General features: G+C 57.3%; 15 protein-coding genes and 1 pseudogene. 1 reads left to right on the plus strand and 15 read right to left on the minus strand.

What is annotated here, in order from left to right:
• Window positions 1-12: 12 nt before the first annotated feature.
• Window positions 13-1,854 (plus strand): M48 family metallopeptidase, encoded by a 1,842-nt coding sequence (locus DSCA_RS05340; protein ID WP_155315441.1) that lies wholly within the window; start codon window positions 13-15, stop codon window positions 1,852-1,854.
• A 144-nt stretch (window positions 1,855-1,998) separates the two neighbouring features.
• Here the strand turns inward: DSCA_RS05340 and DSCA_RS05345 are convergent, their stop codons facing one another.
• The 15 genes and pseudogenes from DSCA_RS05345 to DSCA_RS05415 form a co-directional block, all read right to left on the minus strand.
• Window positions 1,999-4,308 carry a GspE/PulE family protein gene (locus DSCA_RS05345; RefSeq protein WP_155315442.1) on the minus strand — a complete coding sequence of 770 codons (2,310 nt, stop codon included), beginning with the start codon at window positions 4,306-4,308 and terminating at the stop codon, window positions 1,999-2,001.
• 74 nt (window positions 4,309-4,382) lie between these two features.
• Complete coding sequence (locus tag DSCA_RS05350; RefSeq protein WP_155315443.1) at window positions 4,383-4,616, minus strand: hypothetical protein; 234 nt, start codon at window positions 4,614-4,616, stop codon at window positions 4,383-4,385.
• Between the two features lie 193 nt (window positions 4,617-4,809).
• Complete coding sequence (locus DSCA_RS05355) at window positions 4,810-5,268, minus strand: ACT domain-containing protein (protein ID WP_331457147.1); 459 nt, start codon at window positions 5,266-5,268, stop codon at window positions 4,810-4,812.
• A 40-nt stretch (window positions 5,269-5,308) separates the two neighbouring features.
• Window positions 5,309-6,634: pseudogene (locus DSCA_RS05360) on the minus strand (phenylacetate--CoA ligase family protein); the annotation flags it as partial.
• A 498-nt stretch (window positions 6,635-7,132) separates the two neighbouring features.
• Window positions 7,133-7,924, minus strand: coding sequence for an enoyl-CoA hydratase/isomerase family protein (locus DSCA_RS05365; protein ID WP_155315445.1), 792 nt, complete (start codon window positions 7,922-7,924; stop codon window positions 7,133-7,135).
• A gap of 74 nt (window positions 7,925-7,998) precedes the next feature.
• Entirely contained in the window at window positions 7,999-9,957 is a 1,959-nt protein-coding gene (locus tag DSCA_RS05370) for an N-acetylmuramoyl-L-alanine amidase (protein WP_167527615.1), read from the minus strand.
• A gap of 77 nt (window positions 9,958-10,034) precedes the next feature.
• Window positions 10,035-12,638 carry a DNA mismatch repair protein MutS gene (gene mutS, locus DSCA_RS05375; protein WP_331457148.1) on the minus strand — a complete coding sequence of 868 codons (2,604 nt, stop codon included), beginning with the start codon at window positions 12,636-12,638 and terminating at the stop codon, window positions 10,035-10,037.
• A gap of 151 nt (window positions 12,639-12,789) precedes the next feature.
• The gene (locus DSCA_RS05380) at window positions 12,790-13,173 is read right to left on the minus strand and encodes a hypothetical protein (RefSeq protein ID WP_155315448.1); all 384 of its coding nucleotides are present in this window, start codon (window positions 13,171-13,173) and stop codon (window positions 12,790-12,792) included.
• A gap of 143 nt (window positions 13,174-13,316) precedes the next feature.
• On the minus strand, window positions 13,317-14,093 hold the full coding sequence (locus DSCA_RS05385; protein WP_231716384.1) for a UPF0280 family protein: 777 nt from the start codon (window positions 14,091-14,093) through the stop codon (window positions 13,317-13,319).
• A 20-nt stretch (window positions 14,094-14,113) separates the two neighbouring features.
• Window positions 14,114-15,292: a deoxyguanosinetriphosphate triphosphohydrolase family protein gene (locus DSCA_RS05390; RefSeq protein WP_155315449.1), complete on the minus strand. Its 1,179-nt coding sequence runs from the start codon at window positions 15,290-15,292 to the stop codon at window positions 14,114-14,116.
• Window positions 15,279-16,058 (minus strand): ATP-grasp domain-containing protein, encoded by a 780-nt coding sequence (locus tag DSCA_RS05395; RefSeq protein ID WP_155315450.1) that lies wholly within the window; start codon window positions 16,056-16,058, stop codon window positions 15,279-15,281. The genes DSCA_RS05390 and DSCA_RS05395 overlap by 14 nt, the downstream gene beginning before the upstream one ends.
• A gap of 2 nt (window positions 16,059-16,060) precedes the next feature.
• Window positions 16,061-16,915, minus strand: a complete 855-nt coding sequence (locus tag DSCA_RS05400) for an Mrp/NBP35 family ATP-binding protein (RefSeq protein ID WP_155315451.1) — start codon at window positions 16,913-16,915, stop codon at window positions 16,061-16,063.
• Window positions 16,916-16,930: 15 nt separating this feature from the next.
• Window positions 16,931-17,383, minus strand: coding sequence for a Mut7-C RNAse domain-containing protein (locus tag DSCA_RS05405; protein WP_155315452.1), 453 nt, complete (start codon window positions 17,381-17,383; stop codon window positions 16,931-16,933).
• A gap of 8 nt (window positions 17,384-17,391) precedes the next feature.
• Complete coding sequence (locus DSCA_RS05410) at window positions 17,392-18,210, minus strand: hypothetical protein (RefSeq protein ID WP_155315453.1); 819 nt, start codon at window positions 18,208-18,210, stop codon at window positions 17,392-17,394.
• Entirely contained in the window at window positions 18,207-19,808 is a 1,602-nt protein-coding gene (locus DSCA_RS05415; protein ID WP_167527616.1) for a tetratricopeptide repeat protein, read from the minus strand. Before DSCA_RS05415 ends, DSCA_RS05410 begins: the two co-directional genes overlap by 4 nt.
• Window positions 19,809-19,828: the final 20 nt, after the last annotated feature.

Below are 19,828 nucleotides of genomic sequence, written 5' to 3' on the forward strand. Positions count from 1 at the left end.
ACCGCTGACACCATGTTCGGAAATTTCATCTATTTCATCGTTGCCCTGCTGGTCTATTCCACCTACCAACCGTCGGACCAGACCAACTTCCCGCCACTGGACACGCTGGTTTATTTCGTCATCACCGTCCTGCTCTTTTTCATCGTTTCCAGGCGACAGTTCACCCGTATAGCCGGTCTGGCCGCCAACCGGCGCCACGATGAACTGGACCGGCAGTTTTCATCTGCGGTGACCCGCCAGTCCATCATGGCCGTCGCCCTGTTCGCCGTGGATATCTACGGGCTCAACCTGTCTTCTTTCTTTACCGGTTTCCGGCTGTTCGAAGCCATCCCCACCGTAGAAGCGCTGATATTCATGGCCCTGTTCGTCGGCTACCTGGCCGTTGTCTGGTTCAACGCCCATGAAGCCTACCGGCGGATCTATCAGGCGGACCTGTCCCGCAACGCCTATGTGGCCTCCAATATCGCATTCAGCGTTCCCGTGCTGCTGCCCTGGCTGCTGCTCTCCGGTATCGCCGACCTGATTCTGGCCCTGCCCTTCAACCTGCCCCGCCGGGTGCTGACCTCCCCGGAAGGCGAAACGGCTTACTTTTTTATTTTCCTGTTTGCCGTTGCCGTTCTCGGCCCGCTGATCATCCAGAAATTCTGGCGCTGCCGGCCCCTGGAAGCCGGCTATTTCCGCCGACGCATCGAAGCCCTCTGCCGGCGGGCGGATCTGAAATATGCGGATATCCTCTACTGGCCCATTTTCGGCGGCCGCATGATCACTGCCGGGGTGATGGGACTGGTGGGCCGGTTCCGCTATATCCTCGTCACCGACGCCCTGCTGCGCATCCTGACCCCCGAGGAAGTCGACGCCGTCATCGCCCATGAAGTCGGTCACGTCAAAAAGCGGCATCTGCTTTTCTACCTGTTTTTCTTTATCGGCTATATGATCATCGCCTATGCCACCTTCGATCTCATCGTCTACCTGATCATCTTTTCCGAACCGGTCTACCGTTTCGTGTTCCTGACCGGCATCAGCCGCACCACCGTCACGACCGGACTGCTCAGCATGGCCATCATTTTCAATTTCCTGGTCTATTTCCGCTTCGTCTTCGGCTATTTCATGCGCAACTTCGAGCGCCAGGCCGATGCCTTTGTATACAGCCTTTTTGAAAATGCGGTACCGCTGATTTCAACGTTTGAAAAAATCGCTGCCGTATCCGGTCATTCGGCAGACAAGCCCAACTGGCACCACTTCAGCATCCGGCAACGGGTGGATTTTCTCGAACGTTGCGAGGCCGACCGCAGCTGGGTTCGACGCCACGACCACAAGGTGCGGGCCAGCATGGCCATCTATGTGGCCGCCATGCTGGTGGTGGGCGTTGCCGGCTACCAGCTCAACTTCGGCCAGACGGGCAAGCGGCTCAATGAAAAATTCTTTGAAACGGCCATCCAGAACGAGATTCGGCGCGACAGTGAGGGCAACGCCGGCCTTTACGGCATGCTGGGGGACCTGTATTTCGGCCGCAACAGCTACGAACAGGCCGTATCGGCCTACCGCACCGCCCTGGACCTGGACCCGTCCAGCGCCATCGTGCTGAACAACTTTGCATGGCTGCTGGCCACCTGCGAAAACCCGGTCTACCGCAACCCGCAACTGGCGTTGGAACTGGCCTCCAGGGCGGCGGCGATCGAACGGTCTCCGCACGTTTTAGACACCCTGGCCGAAAGCCTTTACATCAATGGACGCGTCGCCGAAGCCATCGAGGCCGCCGAGGCCGCACTGGAAGCGGCCACATCCAACCGCGCCTACTACAACGGGCAGCTGGAAAAATTCCAGGCTGCCCGTGACAATCCCATCATTGAATAGTTATTCAGTTTCTTTGTACAAAAGGGTTATTGAGGTTCAGATCAAGGCCGCAGGGTTTTCGAAACCGGAGGCGTAGCAGCGCTACGTCGAGGATTTCAAAATTACGAGAACGCAGTCCTGGGCCGAAAGATGCCGTTTATGGCGCTACTTGATGCAGACCTTCCGCACCTCCAGCAAATCACAATGCCCCTGAAAAATCTTGTCGATGCCGTCCTGTTTCAGGGTCCTCATGCCGTCATGGATGGCCTGACCACGAATTTTTGCCATTTCGGCCTTGGTCTGGATCAGCTTTTTCATGTCGTCGGTCCCCATGAGCAGTTCATGGATCCCCATTCGTCCCCGGTAGCCGGTATTGCCACAGAGGTCGCACCCTTCGGGCTTGTACAATTGCAGGTCGTCGTTGTATTCGATGTTGAGGGTGCTCTTGAAATCCTCCTCACCGTATTCGCGGACCAGTTCGTCGTACTCCTCCCTGCTCGGGTGATATTTGCGTTTGCAGGTTTTGCAAAGGGTCCGCACCAGCCGCTGGGCCAGGATGCACAGGATGGCATCGGCAAAATTGAACGGGTCCATCCCCATGTCCAGCAGGCGGGTGATGCTTTCCGGGGCACTGTTGGTGTGCAGGGTGGAGAAAACCAGATGACCGGTCAGGGAGGCCTCGATGCCGATGGAGGTGGTCTCCTTGTCACGCATTTCACCGACCATGATCACATCCGGGTCCGCGCGCAGGAATGCCCGCATGGCCGCCGCGAAATCGAATCCGATCTTGGGCTTGACCTGCACCTGTCGAAGCCCCCGCTGGGTGATTTCCACCGGGTCTTCCGCCGTCCAGATCTTGGTTTCGGTCTTGTTGATAAAGCTCAGGGCCGAGTGCAAGGTGGTGGTTTTACCTGAACCGGTCGGGCCACAGACAAAAATCAGCCCGTAGGGCTTGGTGACGACGCTGACGAAGTTCTTGTGGTTGCGTTTGGAAAATCCCATCTTATCCAGCGGGATGGGCTCGCCGGCGGCCAGAATACGCATGACCACGTCTTCGAGGCCGCCCTGGGTGGGAATGGTGGCCACGCGCAGCTCGATGTCCTTGCCGCCGTATTTCTTGAACTTGATCTTGCCGTCCTGGGGCAGCCGACGTTCGGCGATATCCAGGTCTGACATGATTTTGATTCTGGAGACGACCGCATTTTTGTAGGAAAAAGGAATGGTCTGGTAAATGGTGCACGAACCGTCCACCCGGATTCGGACCTGGGTGTTCATTTTACCCGGATAGGGCTCGATGTGAATATCCGAGGCATTGCGGCTGTATGCATCCAGGATGATCTTGTTGACCAGCTGGACCACCGCACTGTCCTCTTCGCCAACTCCGGTCTCGGCCTCTTCGACTTCATCGGACTCCACCTGAAGCTGGGAGAGGATGTCGTCGATTTCGGCCAGCTCTTTTTCATCCTGGGTGAATAATTTTATAAAATCAAGTATATCCTGCTTAAGGCTGACGTAAAACGTTACCGGTCGTCCCGGGAACAGGGCTTTGATCTCGTCGATTTTTTTCAGGTCGTGGGGATTGTCAACGGCGATGACGACCTTGTTGTCCTCACTTTTCAGGGGGACCCAGATGTTGTTTCTCATGAAGGGGACTTTCAAACCCGCCATGAGGTCGCCGGGGATGGGATAATTTCCGTTGTATTCGATGAAGTTGGTCTTGAAGTACTTTTCCAGGGCGCTGCCGATCTCCTTTTTGGGAATCTTGAAGTCCTTCATGAGGACGGCGGAGACCGGCTCTTTGCGCTGGCCCGCATCGGCAATGGCCTTGACCAGTTCTTTCTGGGTGAGCAGGTGGTTTTCCAGCAGATAGTCGTATTTGTTGGTACGCCCGCCCCTGGCGGCGATGCGCTTCTGGTTGTACAGCGCCACTCCCATGATTTTGGACAGTTCCTGGAGGGCCCTGGCCTCGACGCTGCCGAATTCACCGTCGCCCTTCCGGTTGATCAGTTCCAGAGTGCCCATGAGATACTTCTGGTAAACGATGGGATAGGCCAGAATCTCCTTGGTCCGATACCCGGTCCGCCGGTCCCAGCTGGAATCGAACTGGAGCTCCGGGTCGATGGCCGTCAATTCCTTCTGGTCGTAGGCGTCCTTGATGTTCACCAGGGTCTGCTTCAATGCGGCGTAACCGGCAATGCTGGTCTGGGCCACGGGTATCCGGATTTCAGCCACTTCGTTGCCGGACTTGAATCGCGACACCAGTTCCCGTTTGACGCCATCCACCACATAGACGGTGATCCGGTCTGCACCGAACAGTTCGCAGATCTCGTCTTTCAGGTTGATCAGCGCCTCTCCTAAATTGTTGGCGGCATTGAGCCGATTGCCGATAGCCTGTATCCTGGCCTGGTACTGGGCTTCAGAAATGGGGGCACTGTCCGTATCATCGAGGGTCAGGGAAATTTCTGCATTGGCCATAAATCATTACCTGCGGTTGGGTGGTTTCGTTGTCCGCAAACAGGCGGAACAACCGGTGGCGCCCTGGCGATCCATCACGGACGGCCTTTCCGGCGATACTGGTGGAACAATTTTTTGCATCCGCCCCCGATGAGAAAAATTCCGATAAAATAGAAACAGAACCGGATAAAGCCGGAGGCGGCTTCGAATCTGGGAATCTGCTCGATCGTGGGCATCACCTGGGGGATGCGATAGAAAACCCCCAGCCCGGCCAGTATCAACGCAACTGCCCAGATGATTTGGGCCTGATTCACCTGTTTATCGGCCATCGATCAACCTGATAGGAGCTGAAGCGAAGTTCTCCAAAAAGACGGGCTGTTTTTGTGAACAACGCCTAAGTGGTCGTGAATAGATGATTATATACCACATCATCCAGAAAAAAAGCACCCTATTTTTAACGTAACCCCCTATGATGGCAGCGAGTTCGACCGGCACCCGCCGCCCGCCACGGGCATGTCGGAATCAGAGGGAGTAAAGGCGCTGGCCGTCGATGACGTTGACCCCCTTGGATGCCAACAGCCGGATGGCCTCCTTTTCCTGCTCGATGCGGAAAATCATCACCGCATTATCGCCGGAAGAGCGCACGAAGGCGTACATGTACTCGACATTGAGCCCCGCATCGTGAAGCATGGTCAGAATGTCGTGAAGCCCACCGGGCCGGTCCGATACCTCCACGGCGACCACGTTGGTCTTCCCCACGGTAAACCCATGGTTCTTGAGGGTATGGCGAGCCTTTTCCGTGTCGTCCACGATCAGCCGCAATACGCCGAAATCCGACGTGTCGGCAAGGGCCAGTGCACGAATGTTGACTTCTGCTTCTGTCAAAATAGCGGTCACTTCCGAAAGCCGGCCGGATTTGTTTTCCAGAAAAACGGAAATCTGTTCAACCTGCATGCGTTCCTCCACTGTATTGTCGGTCATGGGATGGGTCTACTTGAGCCTTTAGCCTAGTTTTAAACTATCAAATCCTGCGATTGTCCACAACCCGAACCGCTTTGCCCTGACTTCTTTCAATCGCTTTGGGCTCGACCAGTTTAACCCGGGCGGACACGCCCAGCATTTCCTTGATGTTCTTTGTGATGCGCCGCTCCAGTTGCTGCAGCCCCTTCACCTCGTCGGTAAAGCTTCTTTCACCGACCTCGACCATGACGGTGAGCACATCCAGGTTGTCTTCACGGTCGACCACCAGCTGGTAATGGGGCAGCACATCGTCGGTCTCCATGAGCACACTCTCGATCTGGGAGGGAAACACATTGACCCCGCGGATAATCAACATGTCATCACTGCGGCCCGTTACGCGGTTCATGCGCACGTGGGTTCGTCCGCAGATGCACGGTTCGGGATTCAAGGAAGTGATGTCCCGCGTGCGATAGCGGATCACGGGAAAGGCCTCTTTGGTGAGCGAGGTGAACACCAGCTCGCCGGTTTCACCGTAAGGCAGGGGCTCGAGGGTGTTGGGGTCAACGATTTCCGGAATAAAATGGTCCTCGAACACATGGAGCCCTTTCTTGGCTTCGTGACATTCGATGGCCACCCCCGGCCCCATCACCTCGCTGAGTCCATAGATATCGACGGCAGTCAGGTCCAGCTTGCGTTCGATCTCCGCGCGCATTTTCTCGGACCAGGGCTCGGCTCCGAAAATGCCGAACTTGAATTTAAGCGAGTTGAAGGAAACGCCCATATCTTCGGCCACTTCGGCCAGGTGCAGGGCATAGGACGGCGTGGCGGTCATGATGGTGGGTCCGAAATCCCTCATGATCACCACCTGGCGTTTGGTGTTTCCTCCCGAAACCGGAATCACCGATGCGCCCAGGCGCTCCGCACCGTAGTGTACGCCCAGACCGCCGGTAAACAGACCGTATCCGTAGGCGTTGTGAATGATGTCGCCACGACCGGCGCCGCCGGCAGCCAATGCGCGGGCCATGAGCGTGGACCAGGTCCCCACGTCCCTGAGCGTATATCCCACCACCGTCGGCTGGCCGGTGGTGCCGGAGGAAGCATGGATACGGACCACGTTGTCCATGGGTACGGCAAACATGTTGAACGGGTAGTTGTCGCGAAGGTCCTGCTTGGTGGTGAACGGTATCCGTTTCAGATCTTCCAGGCGGCTGATGTCCGCCGGGACCATCCCGGCCTCCCTGAACTTTTTCCGGTAAAAGGGAACACTGGCGTAAACGCGTTCGAGGGTGGTTTGAAGCCGCCGGAGCTGTATCGCCTCCAAGGCCTCCCGGGGCATGGTTTCGTATTCGATGTCGTGAATCATTTGCCTGTTCTCCTTCTCACCGTGATGAGGGTAAAGGAACCGTCCGGTTCAATCATACCGTTGGGGATGGTACCCTGTTCCAATAAAAAAAGGCCGGGAGGATCACCCCACAGCCTTATATCAGCAATCGGCAATGGGAATCAGGCGGTTCGCCGTGTCCACCCATGGCCTGTTTCGATTATCTGCTAAACCGGTGTCGCCGTGCCATGGATAGACCTGCTAAAACTGAAGTCACCCACGGCACCGACGCATCGGAACCGTTCACGCGATCCGTTCATGATCCATCTGACCTCGTTGTGGCAAGGATGCGAATGGACCGGGGGCAATGCCACCGGCCTGCGTTGGATAAAATAATATGGTTTGGCGTGTCAAGAAAAAACATGCCCGCGGAGCAGCGGGGGCCATCCTCCATGGCCCCGTCGCCCCATGCGGCATCATCGACATGTCAACACCCGGTTCCAACCGGCGGGTCATTCGCCACGGATCACGGAGCTGCAGGCGTTTGGCATCTCCGTGCCCCTCTTATGCCTTGAGGGAGCCCTTGAACTGCGCCTTTCGCTTTTCGATGAACGCGCGGGTCCCCTCTTTGCCGTCTTCGCTGGCCATGCAGATGGCAAAGGCATCCGCCTCGATGTGGCAGCCGGTGGCCAGATCCACATTGAGCCCGCTGTTGACCGCCTGCTTGGCGGCTCTGAGGGAGACCTTGCCCTTGGCGGCAATTGCCCGCGCCGTCTTCAGGGCTTCCTCCATCAGCGACGACTGGGGAAAAACCCGGTTGACCATACCGATCTCCATGGCTTCGGCGGCAGAAATCATCTTTCCGGTAAAAATCATTTCCTTGGCCCGGTTGCTTCCGATGAGACGGGGCAGCCGCTGGGTGCCGCCGAATCCGGGGATAATGCCCAGCGTAATTTCGGGCAGTCCGAACATGGCGTTTTCCGAAGCGTAGATAAAATCACAGGCCAGGGCCATCTCGCTGCCGCCGCCCAGGGCAAACCCGTTGACCGCGGCAATCACCGGGATGGCCAATTCCTGAATCCGGCCGATGATCAGCTGCCCTTTGCGGGCAAACATCTTGCCCTGCAGGGTGTTGAAGGTGGCCAGTTCGGTGATGTCCGCCCCGGCCACAAAAGACTTTTCACCCGCACCGGTCAGGACCAGAACACGGATATCCTCGTCAGCCACGATTTCATCCATGGCCGCTGAGAGTTCGTCCAGCAGATCACCGTTTAATGCATTCAAGGCTTTAGGACGGTTGAACGTGATGGTGGCAATGCCTTCGGCTGCTTCAAAAATGATATTTTCGTAAGCCATGATTCCCTTCTCCTCCCTTTTTCCGGTTGACGGTTCACCTGCCGCCGGCAGGGTCATCCACGTGGCGGCGATGCTTATCCTTTCTGGTCCCTCCCGGCCGACGGATACTTGAAGGCGGTGGGACCAGTCTCTTTGATATACTTTCGAATCCCGCGAATGATGCCGTCGCAAAGTGCTTCCTGGTATTTGGCACTGGTCAGGCGCTTGCACTCCCGCGGATTGGAGATAAACGATGTTTCCACGAGCAGTGCCGGCATCTGTGCCCCCAGAAGGACATAAAAGGGCGCCTGTTTGACACCCTTGCTGCGAATGTGGCTGAAACGCTGTTTCAAATGCAGGCACATCTCAGACTGGACCATCGCTGCCAGCCGACTGGATTCATTGATTTTGGCGTTTTGCATCAAATCGTTTAAAATGGACTCCAGATCGCTGATATTTTTGGCCGACGTCGCATTTTCACGGGCAGCCACCCGGATGGCATCGTCGTCCGTGGCCAGGTTCAGGAAAAAGGTTTCAATGCCATACGCCCGCTTGTCTCTCACCGCGTTGGTGTGGATGGAAACGAAGAGGTCGGCGTTCTGGGTATTGGCGATGGCGGTCCGTTCCTCCAGGGTCAGGTACCGGTCGGTGGTGCGGGTCAGGACCGCATCGCATTTGAGATCGGTTTCCACCTTGCGGGCCAGACGCTTGGCAATCTGAAGCACGATATGCTTTTCATGCACCCCTTTGAGGTAACCCGGTGCCCCGTAATCCTTGCCCCCATGCCCCGGGTCGATGACGATACGGCTCACCCCCAGTGCCAGTTGCCGGGCGATGGCACCGGGCGGCAGTTTTCCCGTGGACGGTTTCACCGGGGAGGTGGATGGCCGGGCGGCCTGCTTGGCGGCGTCCAGTCCCCATACATCCAATACGATGCGAAACGGATTCTTGAGAGAAAATATCTTATAGTTCTTGAATGACTTGATATCCACGACGATCCGGACCGATTCGCCGGTGTACTGTCCGGCGCGCGCATCGCTGAGCAGTTCATCGTTGATGGGAACAAATTTCTGGATATTTTTGCCCAACCGGCTTCTACTCAAATCGATATAGAGCCGCTGGGGTTTTTTAATCGAGGGATCCTTTTTCAGCAACCGGTGGGAAAAACGCGTCTCGCGGTCGGCGTCGATAACGATTCGTGTGTAGCTGGGGTTGGACCAGAACCGCAGCCCCTGCACGGTGACCAGGCCGGTTCGCTGAACGTCGGCATCCGGGAAGACCGCGCTTGAATCGGAATGGCTGCCGGCAATGATATCGGCCAGGGGATCGGCAGCCTTATTTTTTTTCACCTTACCGGAGGTTGCCGTTCCGACCAGTTCGGCGCCCGCTTTACCGGCGAAAGTGCTGCCGGGAAAATCCCGTTTGACACGCCTGAAATAATCCATGGCCGCATCCCGGTCCGCCTTGCGGTGAGACACGTCTGCCAGGCCCTTGTAGAGCCGGCCGATCATATAAAGCGATTCGGCCGCATGGGGGCCCCGGGTGTCGGACCGGTAGGTTTTCTGAAAGCGGTCGATACATTTTTCCCATTGATCGCGATATTTCTGTTTGGCGGCGCTGCCCTTGAGCTGGTCGTAGGCGGCATACGCCTTTTTCAGATGACCGCCGGCAGCCGTCGATGCTGATGAGGGTGCCTTTTTTCCCAATCTGGTCAGCTGAGATCGGGATTTCGGCGTGTAGCGGCTTTTGGGAAACCGCTGGATAACCCGCCGAAAGGCGTCAACCGCTTCCTGCCGGTCAGCGGGCAGGTAGGAACGTTTGTGCAGTTCCAGATACAAAAGGCCCGAATGGTAGAGTCCGGCAGCAGCCCAGGGACCGGATGGATCGAGCCGGTATACCATCTGATATTTCTCGATACAGGCCAGCCATCGGTCCCGGTATTTCTGGTGGCGAATATTTTTCTTGAGCGCCGCGTAGGCGTTCTCAGCCCGGTAAAACTGCTGCTTGGGCGTCAGCGCCCAGGCCGAGCACACCAAAGCGGCATTGATGATCAACGAGAACGCCACCAATCGAAAGGCGGCCAAAAAGAAGGGTCTGTTTTCAGATTGATGCATATTCACTGGCGTATGGGTCAGTACACAACGGATTGTGACTTGATCTGCAATTCGTTTAGCGTGTTCAGCGCTTCCAGGGGTGTCATCCGGCTCACATCCAGCATCTGGATGGCTTCCACCAGCTTTCGCTCCGCGGGACTGAACAGCCCCAGCTGCACGTGTCCGTCTTTTTTCCCGCTTCCGGCGCCGGCCTCATCCTTTTCACCCGCCGCAAGATGTTTTCCGGCTTCGATCCTGGCAAGGATTTTTTTGGAACGCCTGATCACCGGTTCGGGAATCCCGGCCAGACGGGCGACCTGAATGCCGTAACTGCGATTGGTACCCCCTTTGACCAGTTTTCTCAAGAAAATGATCTCGTCGTTCCACTCCTTGACGGCGATGTTGTAGTTTTTCACCCGGTCAAGCTGGTTCTCCAGGTCGGTCAGTTCGTGATAGTGGGTGGCAAAAAGGGTTCGGGTACCGGTTCCGTTGAGACCGTGAAGGTACTCCGCCACCGCCCAGGCGATGCTCAACCCGTCATAGGTAGAGGTGCCGCGCCCGATTTCATCCAGGATCACCAGGCTGTCTGCCGTGGCGTTGTTCACGATATTGGCGGTCTCCTGCATTTCCACCATGAAGGTGCTCTGCCCGGCAGACAGGTTGTCCAGGGCCCCCACCCGTGTGAAAATTCGGTCGGTAATGCCAATATTGGCCTGCTGGGCCGGCACAAAAGATCCCATCTGGGCCATGATGGTCATCAGCGCCACCTGGCGCAGCACGGTGGATTTTCCCGCCATGTTGGGGCCGGTAATGATGAGGACCTGATTCTCCCGGTTGTCCATAACGATGGAATTGGGCACGAAGCGCTCGCCGGTGATCAGCTGTTCCACCACCGGATGACGCCCGTCGTGTATGTCAATGACGCCGTCGGTGTTGATGTCCGGTCGATGATAGCCGTTGTTCTGGGCGACCTCGGCGAACGTGGTCAGGCAATCCACCCGGGCAACGAAGCGGGCGATCGCCTGAATACCGCCGTGGTGGGCCTTGACCTGATCCCGGAGGGCCATAAAAATATCCTGCTCCATGGCGGCCCGCTGGTCCTCGGCGCCCAGTACCCGGGATTCGAAATGTTTCAGATCGTCGGTGATGTAGCGCTCTGCGTTGACCAGGGTCTGTTTGCGCACATAGTGATCGGGAACCCGTTGGCTGTGGGCGCGCGGGACCTCGATGTAGTAGCCGAAGACCTTGTTGAAGCGTACTTTTAAGGAATTGATTCCGGTGGCGTCCCGCTCCTTGGCCTCCAGCTCCGCCAGCCACCCTTTGCCATCCCGGCTGATACGGATCAACTCGTCCAGTTCCTGATCGTATCCCGTTCGGATCATCCCCCCTTCGGTGATCGTCGGCGGGGCATCTTCGCGGATGGCGCGATCGATCAGGCCGGCCAGTTCATCGAGCGCAGCGGTATCACCGTCGTAGGCATACAAGGGGACTGAAAAACGGGAAAGGGTGTCGAAAATGCCGGCCAGGGCCTGGATGGATCCCTTCAGAGCGGTCAGATCGCGGGCGTTGCCGTGCCCCATGGAAAGCTTGCCGCCCAGTCGCTCGAGATCCCGGACGGGCTTGAGGCGCTCCCGCAGGTCCCTGCGCGCCTGCATCTGTTCGCCGGCTTCAGCCACCGCGTCAAACCGGGACTGAATGGCTTCCGGTTCCAGCAGCGGATAACGCAGCCAGTGGGCCAGCAGCCGGCCGCCCATTGCCGTGACCGTCTGGTCCAGAATGCCCAGCAGGGTCCCATGCCGGCTGCCGGTGCGGATATTTCCCGACAGTTCAAGATTCCGGCAGCTCTGGTCGTCCACCACGAGAAACTTCCCCAGAAAGTAGGTCTGGACCGCAGACAGGTGTTCAATCTTCTGGCGCTGGGTCTCACTCACATAGTGGATCAATGCGCCGGCCGCACCCACGCCGGCCTTCATGGAAGCGCATCCGAACCCTTCCAGTGAAAGCGTGTCGAATTGCTCCAGCAGCCGTTGGCGGCTGCCGGCATACTCGAAGGACCGGTCCTGCATGACGGTAACGGCATAATCGGGGGCGGCATCGAAAAAGGATGCAAAAGCGCCATCGGCCTTCAGGGATTCGGGAATCAGGATCTCACGGGGGGCAACCCGTCTGATTTCATCGATAATTGCGGCCACATCCGCCGTTTCGGTGAGACGAAAACTTCCCGTGGAAATATCCAGGCTGGCAAGACCGGTCGTCTGCTGGTGCCTGGACACGGCCAGTATGAAATTGTTGGCTTTTTCATCCAGCAGTTCATCCTCGATGATCATCCCGGGGGTCACGACCCGAACCACCTCGCGCTTGACCAGGCCCTTTGCTGCCCTGGGGTCTTCCACCTGATCGCAGATGGCCACCTTGTAGCCTTTTTCAATCAGTCGGGCGATATACCCCTGGGCAGCCCGGTAGGGCACCCCGCACATGGGAATCGGGGCATCATCATTTTTATTGCGGGAGGTCAGGGTGATTTCCAGCTCACGCGAGGCCAGCCGGGCATCTTCAAAAAACATCTCGAAGAAGTCACCCATGCGGTAGAACAGGAGAACATCCGGGTACCGCTCCTTGATGGAGAGGTATTGCTGCATCATGGGTGTCGCTTTAACAGGGGCCATTAAATCGGAAATAATTTATATCTGTTTTGGATAATGCGGCGGCGGGTGACGGAGGCGACCACCCGGGAAGGCAGGCGGATGACGGGACACGTTTTCATATTCGCCGTGGCCGACGGCACGATCCGGATCATTTCACTTCAGCAGCCACTTCCACGGGTTGACCTTCGACGGGTGTGGCCGACAGGGACTCAGCTTCACTTTGTTGAACGGACAGCTGTTTCTCCAGGGCGGTTACGGTTTCCACAAGGCTGGATTCTTTTGCCTTGAGGGTCTTGATAATTTTTGCGTCCGTAAAATGTTTGAACAGGTTGATGAAATAGGAGATCAAAATGCCTATCAGGAAAAAAGCCACAAAGAAAACGGCATTGGCCAGAAACGGTGTCTCATAATAAAAAAAGCCAAGGTTGAACATCAGCTGGCTTTCGGACATGAAAAAACCTTTGTTTTGAAAAATGACCAGCCCGACAAAGCCGAAGACGATGATCCAGAAGGCGATTTTCACCTTTTTCATTGCGTATTTCTCCTCCACTTGGTTTCCGTTGTGGGTTTGGCTGAATGTCTCGCCGGGTCTTGCGGTCCTTGTGGCCAAGGCAATGTTCCCGTCCATGAAACCCTTTGATTATCAAGCATCTCTATACTTTTCCACCCTAAAACTCAACCTTTTTTTCCTTCCAGAGGAACCAGCTCAATCTGCCCCCATGCCCCCATTTCAGGGCCTGTTACCACCACGATTCCCGACAGATCGGCAATCCGCCTGCCAAAGGCAATGGCCGGTTTGATATCCCCGGGCGAATGTATCCGGTTGCCGATGGCCGTGGCCGCGGCGTCTGCCAGGGCACAGGAACGGGCGACCACGCAGACGGCATCGGCGCTTCCGGCGGACAGGGAATGCCCCACCGTTGCCGAGGAGGTGCACAGACCGATGCCGCGGCCTGCATCCGGCAGCCGGATGCCCACTTTCATGCTCAAGGGGGAACGCCCCGCGAACAGACCGGCCACGACCGGCAAATCGGTTTTCAGGAAGACATCCCCCCCGTTTTCCACCACCACCCGCCTGCTGAAATCGAGCAGTCTACGCCCCACGTTTTCCGCCACGGCACCGGCAACGGCCGCCATGGGCCCCACCCCGGCGGCACGACCGGCACGGATCATGTCCCGAACCACGTCAGGCGCGGCCACCGGTTCATACCAGGGCGCCAGCGTGGTCGCAAAACGCGGATATTGTTTGATGTACCCTTCAATGTGCCCCCGGCATGCCAGCGTCTGTTCACGGGCGCGTGCTTCAAGCAGCCGGTCGGCCTGGATCATCAGGTCCGTCTCCTGGCAGATCACCTGAAAGGATTGCAACCCTTCCGTACCCACGAGACGGCGATAGGTCCGCTCACGATAGCTGGCCGGTGAAGGCGGTTGGTGGCCGGTTTGCTTTTTCATCAACCCGATGCGTCCTTTTTTCAGAGCTGGGTCCTGGGTCGCAGGCGTTCCGGAAACTGGTGCAAAAAATAACGATCGGTCATTCCGGCGATATAGTCACGGACGATTTCAGGGGGACTGTGATCGGCCATGTAGGACTCAGACATGTCCGCCAGAAACCGGGTAAAGATATCTGACCCGCGGTCGCCGGTTTCCAGTTCCTCCAGACGCATCTCGAAAAGCATGGTAAAAAGCCGCCGGATGGTTGCCGAATGGATCTTGCTCCTGGGGTTCATGTAGATGCGTTCCAGATTAAATTTTTTGAGAACTTTCAATGCATCGGAAATCTCCGGGCTGAACGCCACAAACTGATTATCGTGGCTGTTCTGAATGACATCGGTCACCAGACGATAGACAATGGTGCCGTTGGTGTTGCCCAGAATCCTGACGATGGATGGGGGGATATCACCGCGGTCGAGAATGCCCAGGCGGATGGCATCCTCCAGATCCCGGCCGATGTAGGCAATGGTGTCGGCCATCCGAACAACGCAGCCTTCCGTTGTCATGGGAATGAGCCGGTATTCCGGGTCGGTCTTCTTGGCCGTGACCTCCGCTTCGAAGGTGGCAAACGATTTATCGGGATCGGGTGCCAGCAGCTGGTTATGGATCTCGCCGTCATGGCAGAGAATACCGTCCAGGGTCTGCAGGCACAGGTTCCATCCCCGGCCCTTGCGCTCCAGCCGATCCAGGAATTGAATGCTCTGGACGTTGTGCAGAAAATTGCCGATACCGGCCTGCTGACATAACTCGGACAGGTAGCGCTCGCCTTCATGGCCGAATGGCGTATGGCCGATATCGTGCCCCAGCGCGACCGCCTCGATGAGGTCTTCGTTGAGCCGCAGAAACCGGCCGATGGTGCGGGCGATCTTGGAAACCAGCTGCACATGCAGCACCCGGTGGGTGATATGGTCGTTGGAAATCAGGTAAAAGACCTGAGTTTTGTCGATGTAGCGCGTGTATGCCCGGCTGTGAAGAATCCGATCGGCATCCAGCGAAAAGGCCTGCCGATATCCGGCCTCCGTATCGACGATGGGCTGGCGCCTGACTCCCGCGACACTGAAGGTCGCAGCCGGCGAAAAGATTTCCCGCTCCCTGTCGTTCAGGGATAATTTGAGACGGTCCAATACCGGCGGAATGGTGAATACATCAGATTTGTCCATCGTCGATCATTTTCTCCATTACCTGATAATAATTGATTCCAGCCGCACGGAACCCCTCTTTCCCGTATTTCATATTGGCCTCCAGCAGGATATAACGTCCCTCGTGACAGCAGATGTCCAGCCCGACATCATCCCACCCGCAGACACCGGCAGCCCGAAGGGCCAGGGAGAGGGCCGCCTCGGGCACCGAATCCAGGCTGATGCGGCCTCCCAGCGCCACATTGGTTCGAAACTCGCCGTCTCCGGCGATGCGCCAGTACGCATGGATCACCCGGCCGCCAACCACGACGACCCTGATATCCCGGTCGATGGGAAGGTACTGCTGAATGTAGGCCACGTGGCGATCATGGGTGTAGGCCTCCAGGTCAGTGTCGTTCCGGATCAGGAAGACGCCGCGTCCCATGGCCGACCCACGAGGCTCTTTGGCAATGCACGGAAAGGTGAAGTGTTTGGAAATGCTTGATTTCTGGCGGCTGCCGTAAAACACACGGGTCCGTGGATGGGGAAGACCGGCCAGCTGAAACAGGGCGCTCTGCTTGATTTTGTCCTGGACGCATTTGTAGGTATGATAGCTGGGGAACGTCAGCTTGCCGACGGAATCAAACAAATCCGCATAAAATACAGTTGGATAATATATTTTATCGGCCTCCCGAATCCACTGCGCCTCCCTTTCGCTGTAATCCGTAAAATTGGGGCGCACCCCGATGGTTCGGACATTGCGACATGACCGCAAGCGTGCCTCCAGGGCCAGAACCTGCCGTGCCACGGCTACAATCTGCCGACAATGGCCCGAACGACATCGTCAAGAGCCGCCATGAATGGTCCCCGGTTGTCCCCTGCGGCGAGGGGCGAGCCCTCATCGCAGCTCTTGACCACCTGCGGGTCGAAGGGCAGTGTCCCCAGAAAGTTCACGCCCATGGTTTCGGCGGTGAGACGACCGCCCCGGCTTTTAAACAGCTCGACGGTTTCTCCGCAGCACGGGCAGGCAAAAGGTCCCATGTTTTCCACCAGCCCCACCAGTTCCAGATTGACGGTCCGACAGAAATTGATGGACTTGCGCACATCGGCCAGGGCCACATCCTGTGGGGTGGTAACGATCAGGGCTTTGGCGCCGGTAATGGTCTGGGCGACGCTCAAGGGCTCGTCGCCGGTGCCCGGCGGGGAATCAACGACAAGGAAATCAAGAGATCCCCAGCGAACTTCGCCGATGAACTGCCGGATGATCCCCGTCTTGGCCGGCCCCCGCCAGATGACCGCCTGATCGGGGTCCGTCATCAAAGACTGCATGGAAACCACCTTCAAATGGTCTCCCACCGATTTGGGAATCACCTGCTGGTTGTCGTTGATATCCAGCAACCCGTTGAGGCCAAGCATACCGGCAATGCTGGGACCGTGAAGGTCAACGTCCAGCAGTCCCGTCGAAAAGCCCCGCCCGGCCAGCGCCACGGCCAGGTTGGTGGAAAAACTGGATTTTCCGACACCACCTTTTCCGCTCATGACGATCAGTTTGTTTTTTATTCTGGAAAGGGCATCGCCGATGTTCCGGTCCTGCGGGTCTGCTGCCCCCTGACGCCCGCATCCGCCGGCACCACACTCACCGTTTTTCGAAAATTCAGCACTCATGTTTGTTTCTTCTTTCTATTTGAAAATAGCGTCGAGCCGCTTGCCCATCCGCTGGCGATGACTTCCGGCCCAGTATATCCGCCGGCAGCTGTCGCACCGATGAAAGGCGCGGTGGCGTTGCCATACGTAGTCGGGCACCCGCCCCCTTGCCTCATCCCTGTCCAGCGGGGCAATAGCCGTGTTGCAGGCGATGCATCGGCTGAAAGGGCGGAGATCGTTTGGTTGGACGCCCAGTTCCCGCACCACCTGCATCATCTGCCGCAGGGGATCGTTGTCCCGGATAAACAGCAGGTGACGATGCTTGAACTTCTGCCTCACCGCCATGGTGCGGGTCAAGATGATACGCTGACCGTCAATGGTATTGAAAAAATCGCCGCACCGGTTTTGGTGCTGGCACAGGGTATCGAATCCGGCTGTTCGCAAGTGCCGCCCCAGTTTTCCGAGTGTGGCATCCGTCGCAAAACGCATACATCACCTCAAGATGGCGGCGGGTCCAGCTTGAACAGGCTTTCATCGAAGCGGACATTGGCTTCATACCGTTGCAGTGCAACCGACACCCGCTGCCCGGATTCAGCAGATAAATCAATCTGGGAGGGAAGAACGAATCCGTCAATGGTCTGCCGCCCGGACACCACCAGGGATCGAATCGGATGGTGATGAACGTCGAACCACACCGCTCGAACGGGATGCAAGGCCTCATCGAGGGTAATTTCCTGTCGGGTCCGGCCCCAACGATCGATCAGGGCCAGACGGGTCCGGGTGGCCCCATCATCGGGAATCAACCGGGCGGACAGGGCCGTGTCCAGGGGAATTCGCCCCACAAGCAATTCAAGCAGGTCCCCCACGGTGACATCGACCTTTATAATCCGCCGCAGGCTGCCGTTTCCGATCCGCTTTTTATGGTAGTCACGGGATGGGTAGGCGACGAGAAACAGATGATTTCCGTCGCTGCTGACGGTACCGGCCGACCCACCAAAGGGCGCAAACATGTCTATTCTCAGATGATCGGTCAATTGGCCTGCCACGGCCGCACGAAAGGATTGTTTCGGACGGTTCGGTTCGGAAAGGGTTATTTTTGCCACGCATCTGAAACCGGTCAAACCGGTATTGGCCGTCACCAGTGCGGCCTTGACCCGTTCAGCCGGTATATCCGGCTGAATTTCCGGCGGGATAAAACGTGTGCAGGCGGACGGCAGCCATGCCGCCAGGATCAGGATAACTGCAGCCGGCCCCATGGCAAGGGAAGGAAACCGGTCGGAAGACCGCCGCCAAAACGCGAAGACCGCCCGGATCATGGTGTCAACAGCCGGATTTTCTTTTCCACGGCCGCCTTGTCGGAATGTCCGTTTGCGATGGAATGACGATAGCTCTGCAGCGCCTTTTCCGTCATGCCGAGCTTGCTGTACACATCTCCCAGATGTTCTTTGACAATGGGATCGTCTGGAACCAGGCTGGCGGCGCGCTCCAGTAACGGCAACGCCTGCTCATATTCACCCCGTTTGAAAAAAACCCAGGCAAGACTGTCGGTAATATATCCGTCTCCGGGCTTCTGTTCGAGGGCTTTTCTGATCAGTTGCTCGGCTTCATCCAGATTGATCCCCATATCGGCATAGGTGTAGCCCAGATAGTTCAGGGCATTGGCGTTGGCGGGGTCAAAACGGAGGACCTGCCGCATGGCGGCGATGGAGTCGTCCTTCCGGCCCCATTTGTCATAAACCACCCCAAGGCGGAAATAGAGCCGGGAATTTATGGGATCCAGGCCAAGACCGTCTTTCAAGGCTTTTTCAGCCTTTCCGTAGGTCTCCATCTGCTCGTAAAAAGACCCCAGGTAGAGGAAGAATTCAGGATTTTGAGGATCTTTTTCGATGGTGTCCAGAAGGAAATCGACGGCCGCCTGGAGTTTGTCCATCTCCTGGTAAAGCAGGGCCGCGTGAACGGCCGCGTTCTGGAAAAACTGCGAACCCGGCGCCACTCGCTTCAACTGGGCGATGGCGGCATTCTTTTTCCCCATGCCATCCAGGGCCACGCCCGCCAGATAGTTGAGATCCGGGTTGTCCGCCCCCCCCGTGAGCATGCCCTGAATGATCGTGTCGGCAGCGTCGAATTTACGGGCATCCAGGTAGTCTCTGACCAGGACCCTCACCACGGCCTGATCGGACAGGCTCCGGGTCCCCAGGGAGGTGAAGATCTGCCGGGCGTCCTGCTTCAGCCCCTGCCGCTCGTATGCCTGCCCCAGGGCCATTTGGGCTTGAATGTTGTCGGGATCCTGCCCCAGGATGTCTGCATATGCAGCCGCGGCCTCCTGGTAATTGTGGTCGGCTTCGTGGAGCGCTCCCAGTTCAAAACGCGATTCCACCAGGTCGGGTTCGAGGGTCAGGGTTTTTTCGAAATAGGCCCTGGCCGCTTTGCGATCACCGTCGATGGCACTGATCCGGCCGAGGAAAAAATAACCGGCATAGGCGCCTGGAAAATGTTGGACCAGTTGCCCGTAGACCTGCTTTGCCTGGGGATATTGCTCCTGATCCATGTACATGCCCCCCAGTTGCAGGTAGATATTCTGCTGGGATGGATCCAGGGCGATGACCCGGGAAAAGGCCTTTATGGCCGCTTCCGGCTGGTTGAGATTCTGGTGGATCCGACCCGCCAGAATCAGCGCGTCGACATCGTCGGGATGACTGGCCAGCACGTCGTCCAGGAGCTTGAGCGCCGATGCGGTGTCTTTTTTCAACAACCAGAATCCGGCGAGTTCCCGTTTCAAATAGGCCGACTGCGGATCCAGGGCCATTGCCCGCTGCATGTTTTCGATGGCGCGATCCACATCTCCTTTTTTCAGGCTCAAATGCGCTTCCGAAAACAGGTAATAGGCATTCACCGGCCGTTTGCGCCGGTCCACCGCGGCTGTCCGATCCGAAG

The organism is Desulfosarcina alkanivorans (genome assembly GCF_009688945.1).
Lineage (GTDB): Bacteria > Desulfobacterota > Desulfobacteria > Desulfobacterales > Desulfosarcinaceae > Desulfosarcina > Desulfosarcina alkanivorans.

Excerpts from the sequence above, each read along its gene's own strand:
- DSCA_RS05355 (WP_331457147.1), bottom strand. The coding sequence starts at position 5,268 with ATGACCGACAATACAGTGGAGGAACGCATGCAGGTTGAACAGATTTCC.
- DSCA_RS05350 (WP_155315443.1), bottom strand. The coding sequence starts at position 4,616 with ATGGCCGATAAACAGGTGAATCAGGCCCAAATCATCTGGGCAGTTGCG.
- DSCA_RS05365 (WP_155315445.1), bottom strand. The coding sequence starts at position 7,924 with ATGGCTTACGAAAATATCATTTTTGAAGCAGCCGAAGGCATTGCCACC.
- DSCA_RS05345 (WP_155315442.1), bottom strand. The coding sequence starts at position 4,308 with ATGGCCAATGCAGAAATTTCCCTGACCCTCGATGATACGGACAGTGCC.
- mutS (WP_331457148.1), bottom strand. The coding sequence starts at position 12,638 with ATGATGCAGCAATACCTCTCCATCAAGGAGCGGTACCCGGATGTTCTC.
- DSCA_RS05400 (WP_155315451.1), bottom strand. The coding sequence starts at position 16,915 with ATGAGTGCTGAATTTTCGAAAAACGGTGAGTGTGGTGCCGGCGGATGC.
- DSCA_RS05405 (WP_155315452.1), bottom strand. The coding sequence starts at position 17,383 with ATGCGTTTTGCGACGGATGCCACACTCGGAAAACTGGGGCGGCACTTG.
- DSCA_RS05340 (WP_155315441.1), top strand. The coding sequence starts at position 13 with ATGTTCGGAAATTTCATCTATTTCATCGTTGCCCTGCTGGTCTATTCC.
- DSCA_RS05410 (WP_155315453.1), bottom strand. The coding sequence starts at position 18,210 with ATGATCCGGGCGGTCTTCGCGTTTTGGCGGCGGTCTTCCGACCGGTTT.
- DSCA_RS05390 (WP_155315449.1), bottom strand. The coding sequence starts at position 15,292 with ATGGACAAATCTGATGTATTCACCATTCCGCCGGTATTGGACCGTCTC.
- DSCA_RS05380 (WP_155315448.1), bottom strand. The coding sequence starts at position 13,173 with ATGAAAAAGGTGAAAATCGCCTTCTGGATCATCGTCTTCGGCTTTGTC.
- DSCA_RS05385 (WP_231716384.1), bottom strand. The coding sequence starts at position 14,093 with ATGAAAAAGCAAACCGGCCACCAACCGCCTTCACCGGCCAGCTATCGT.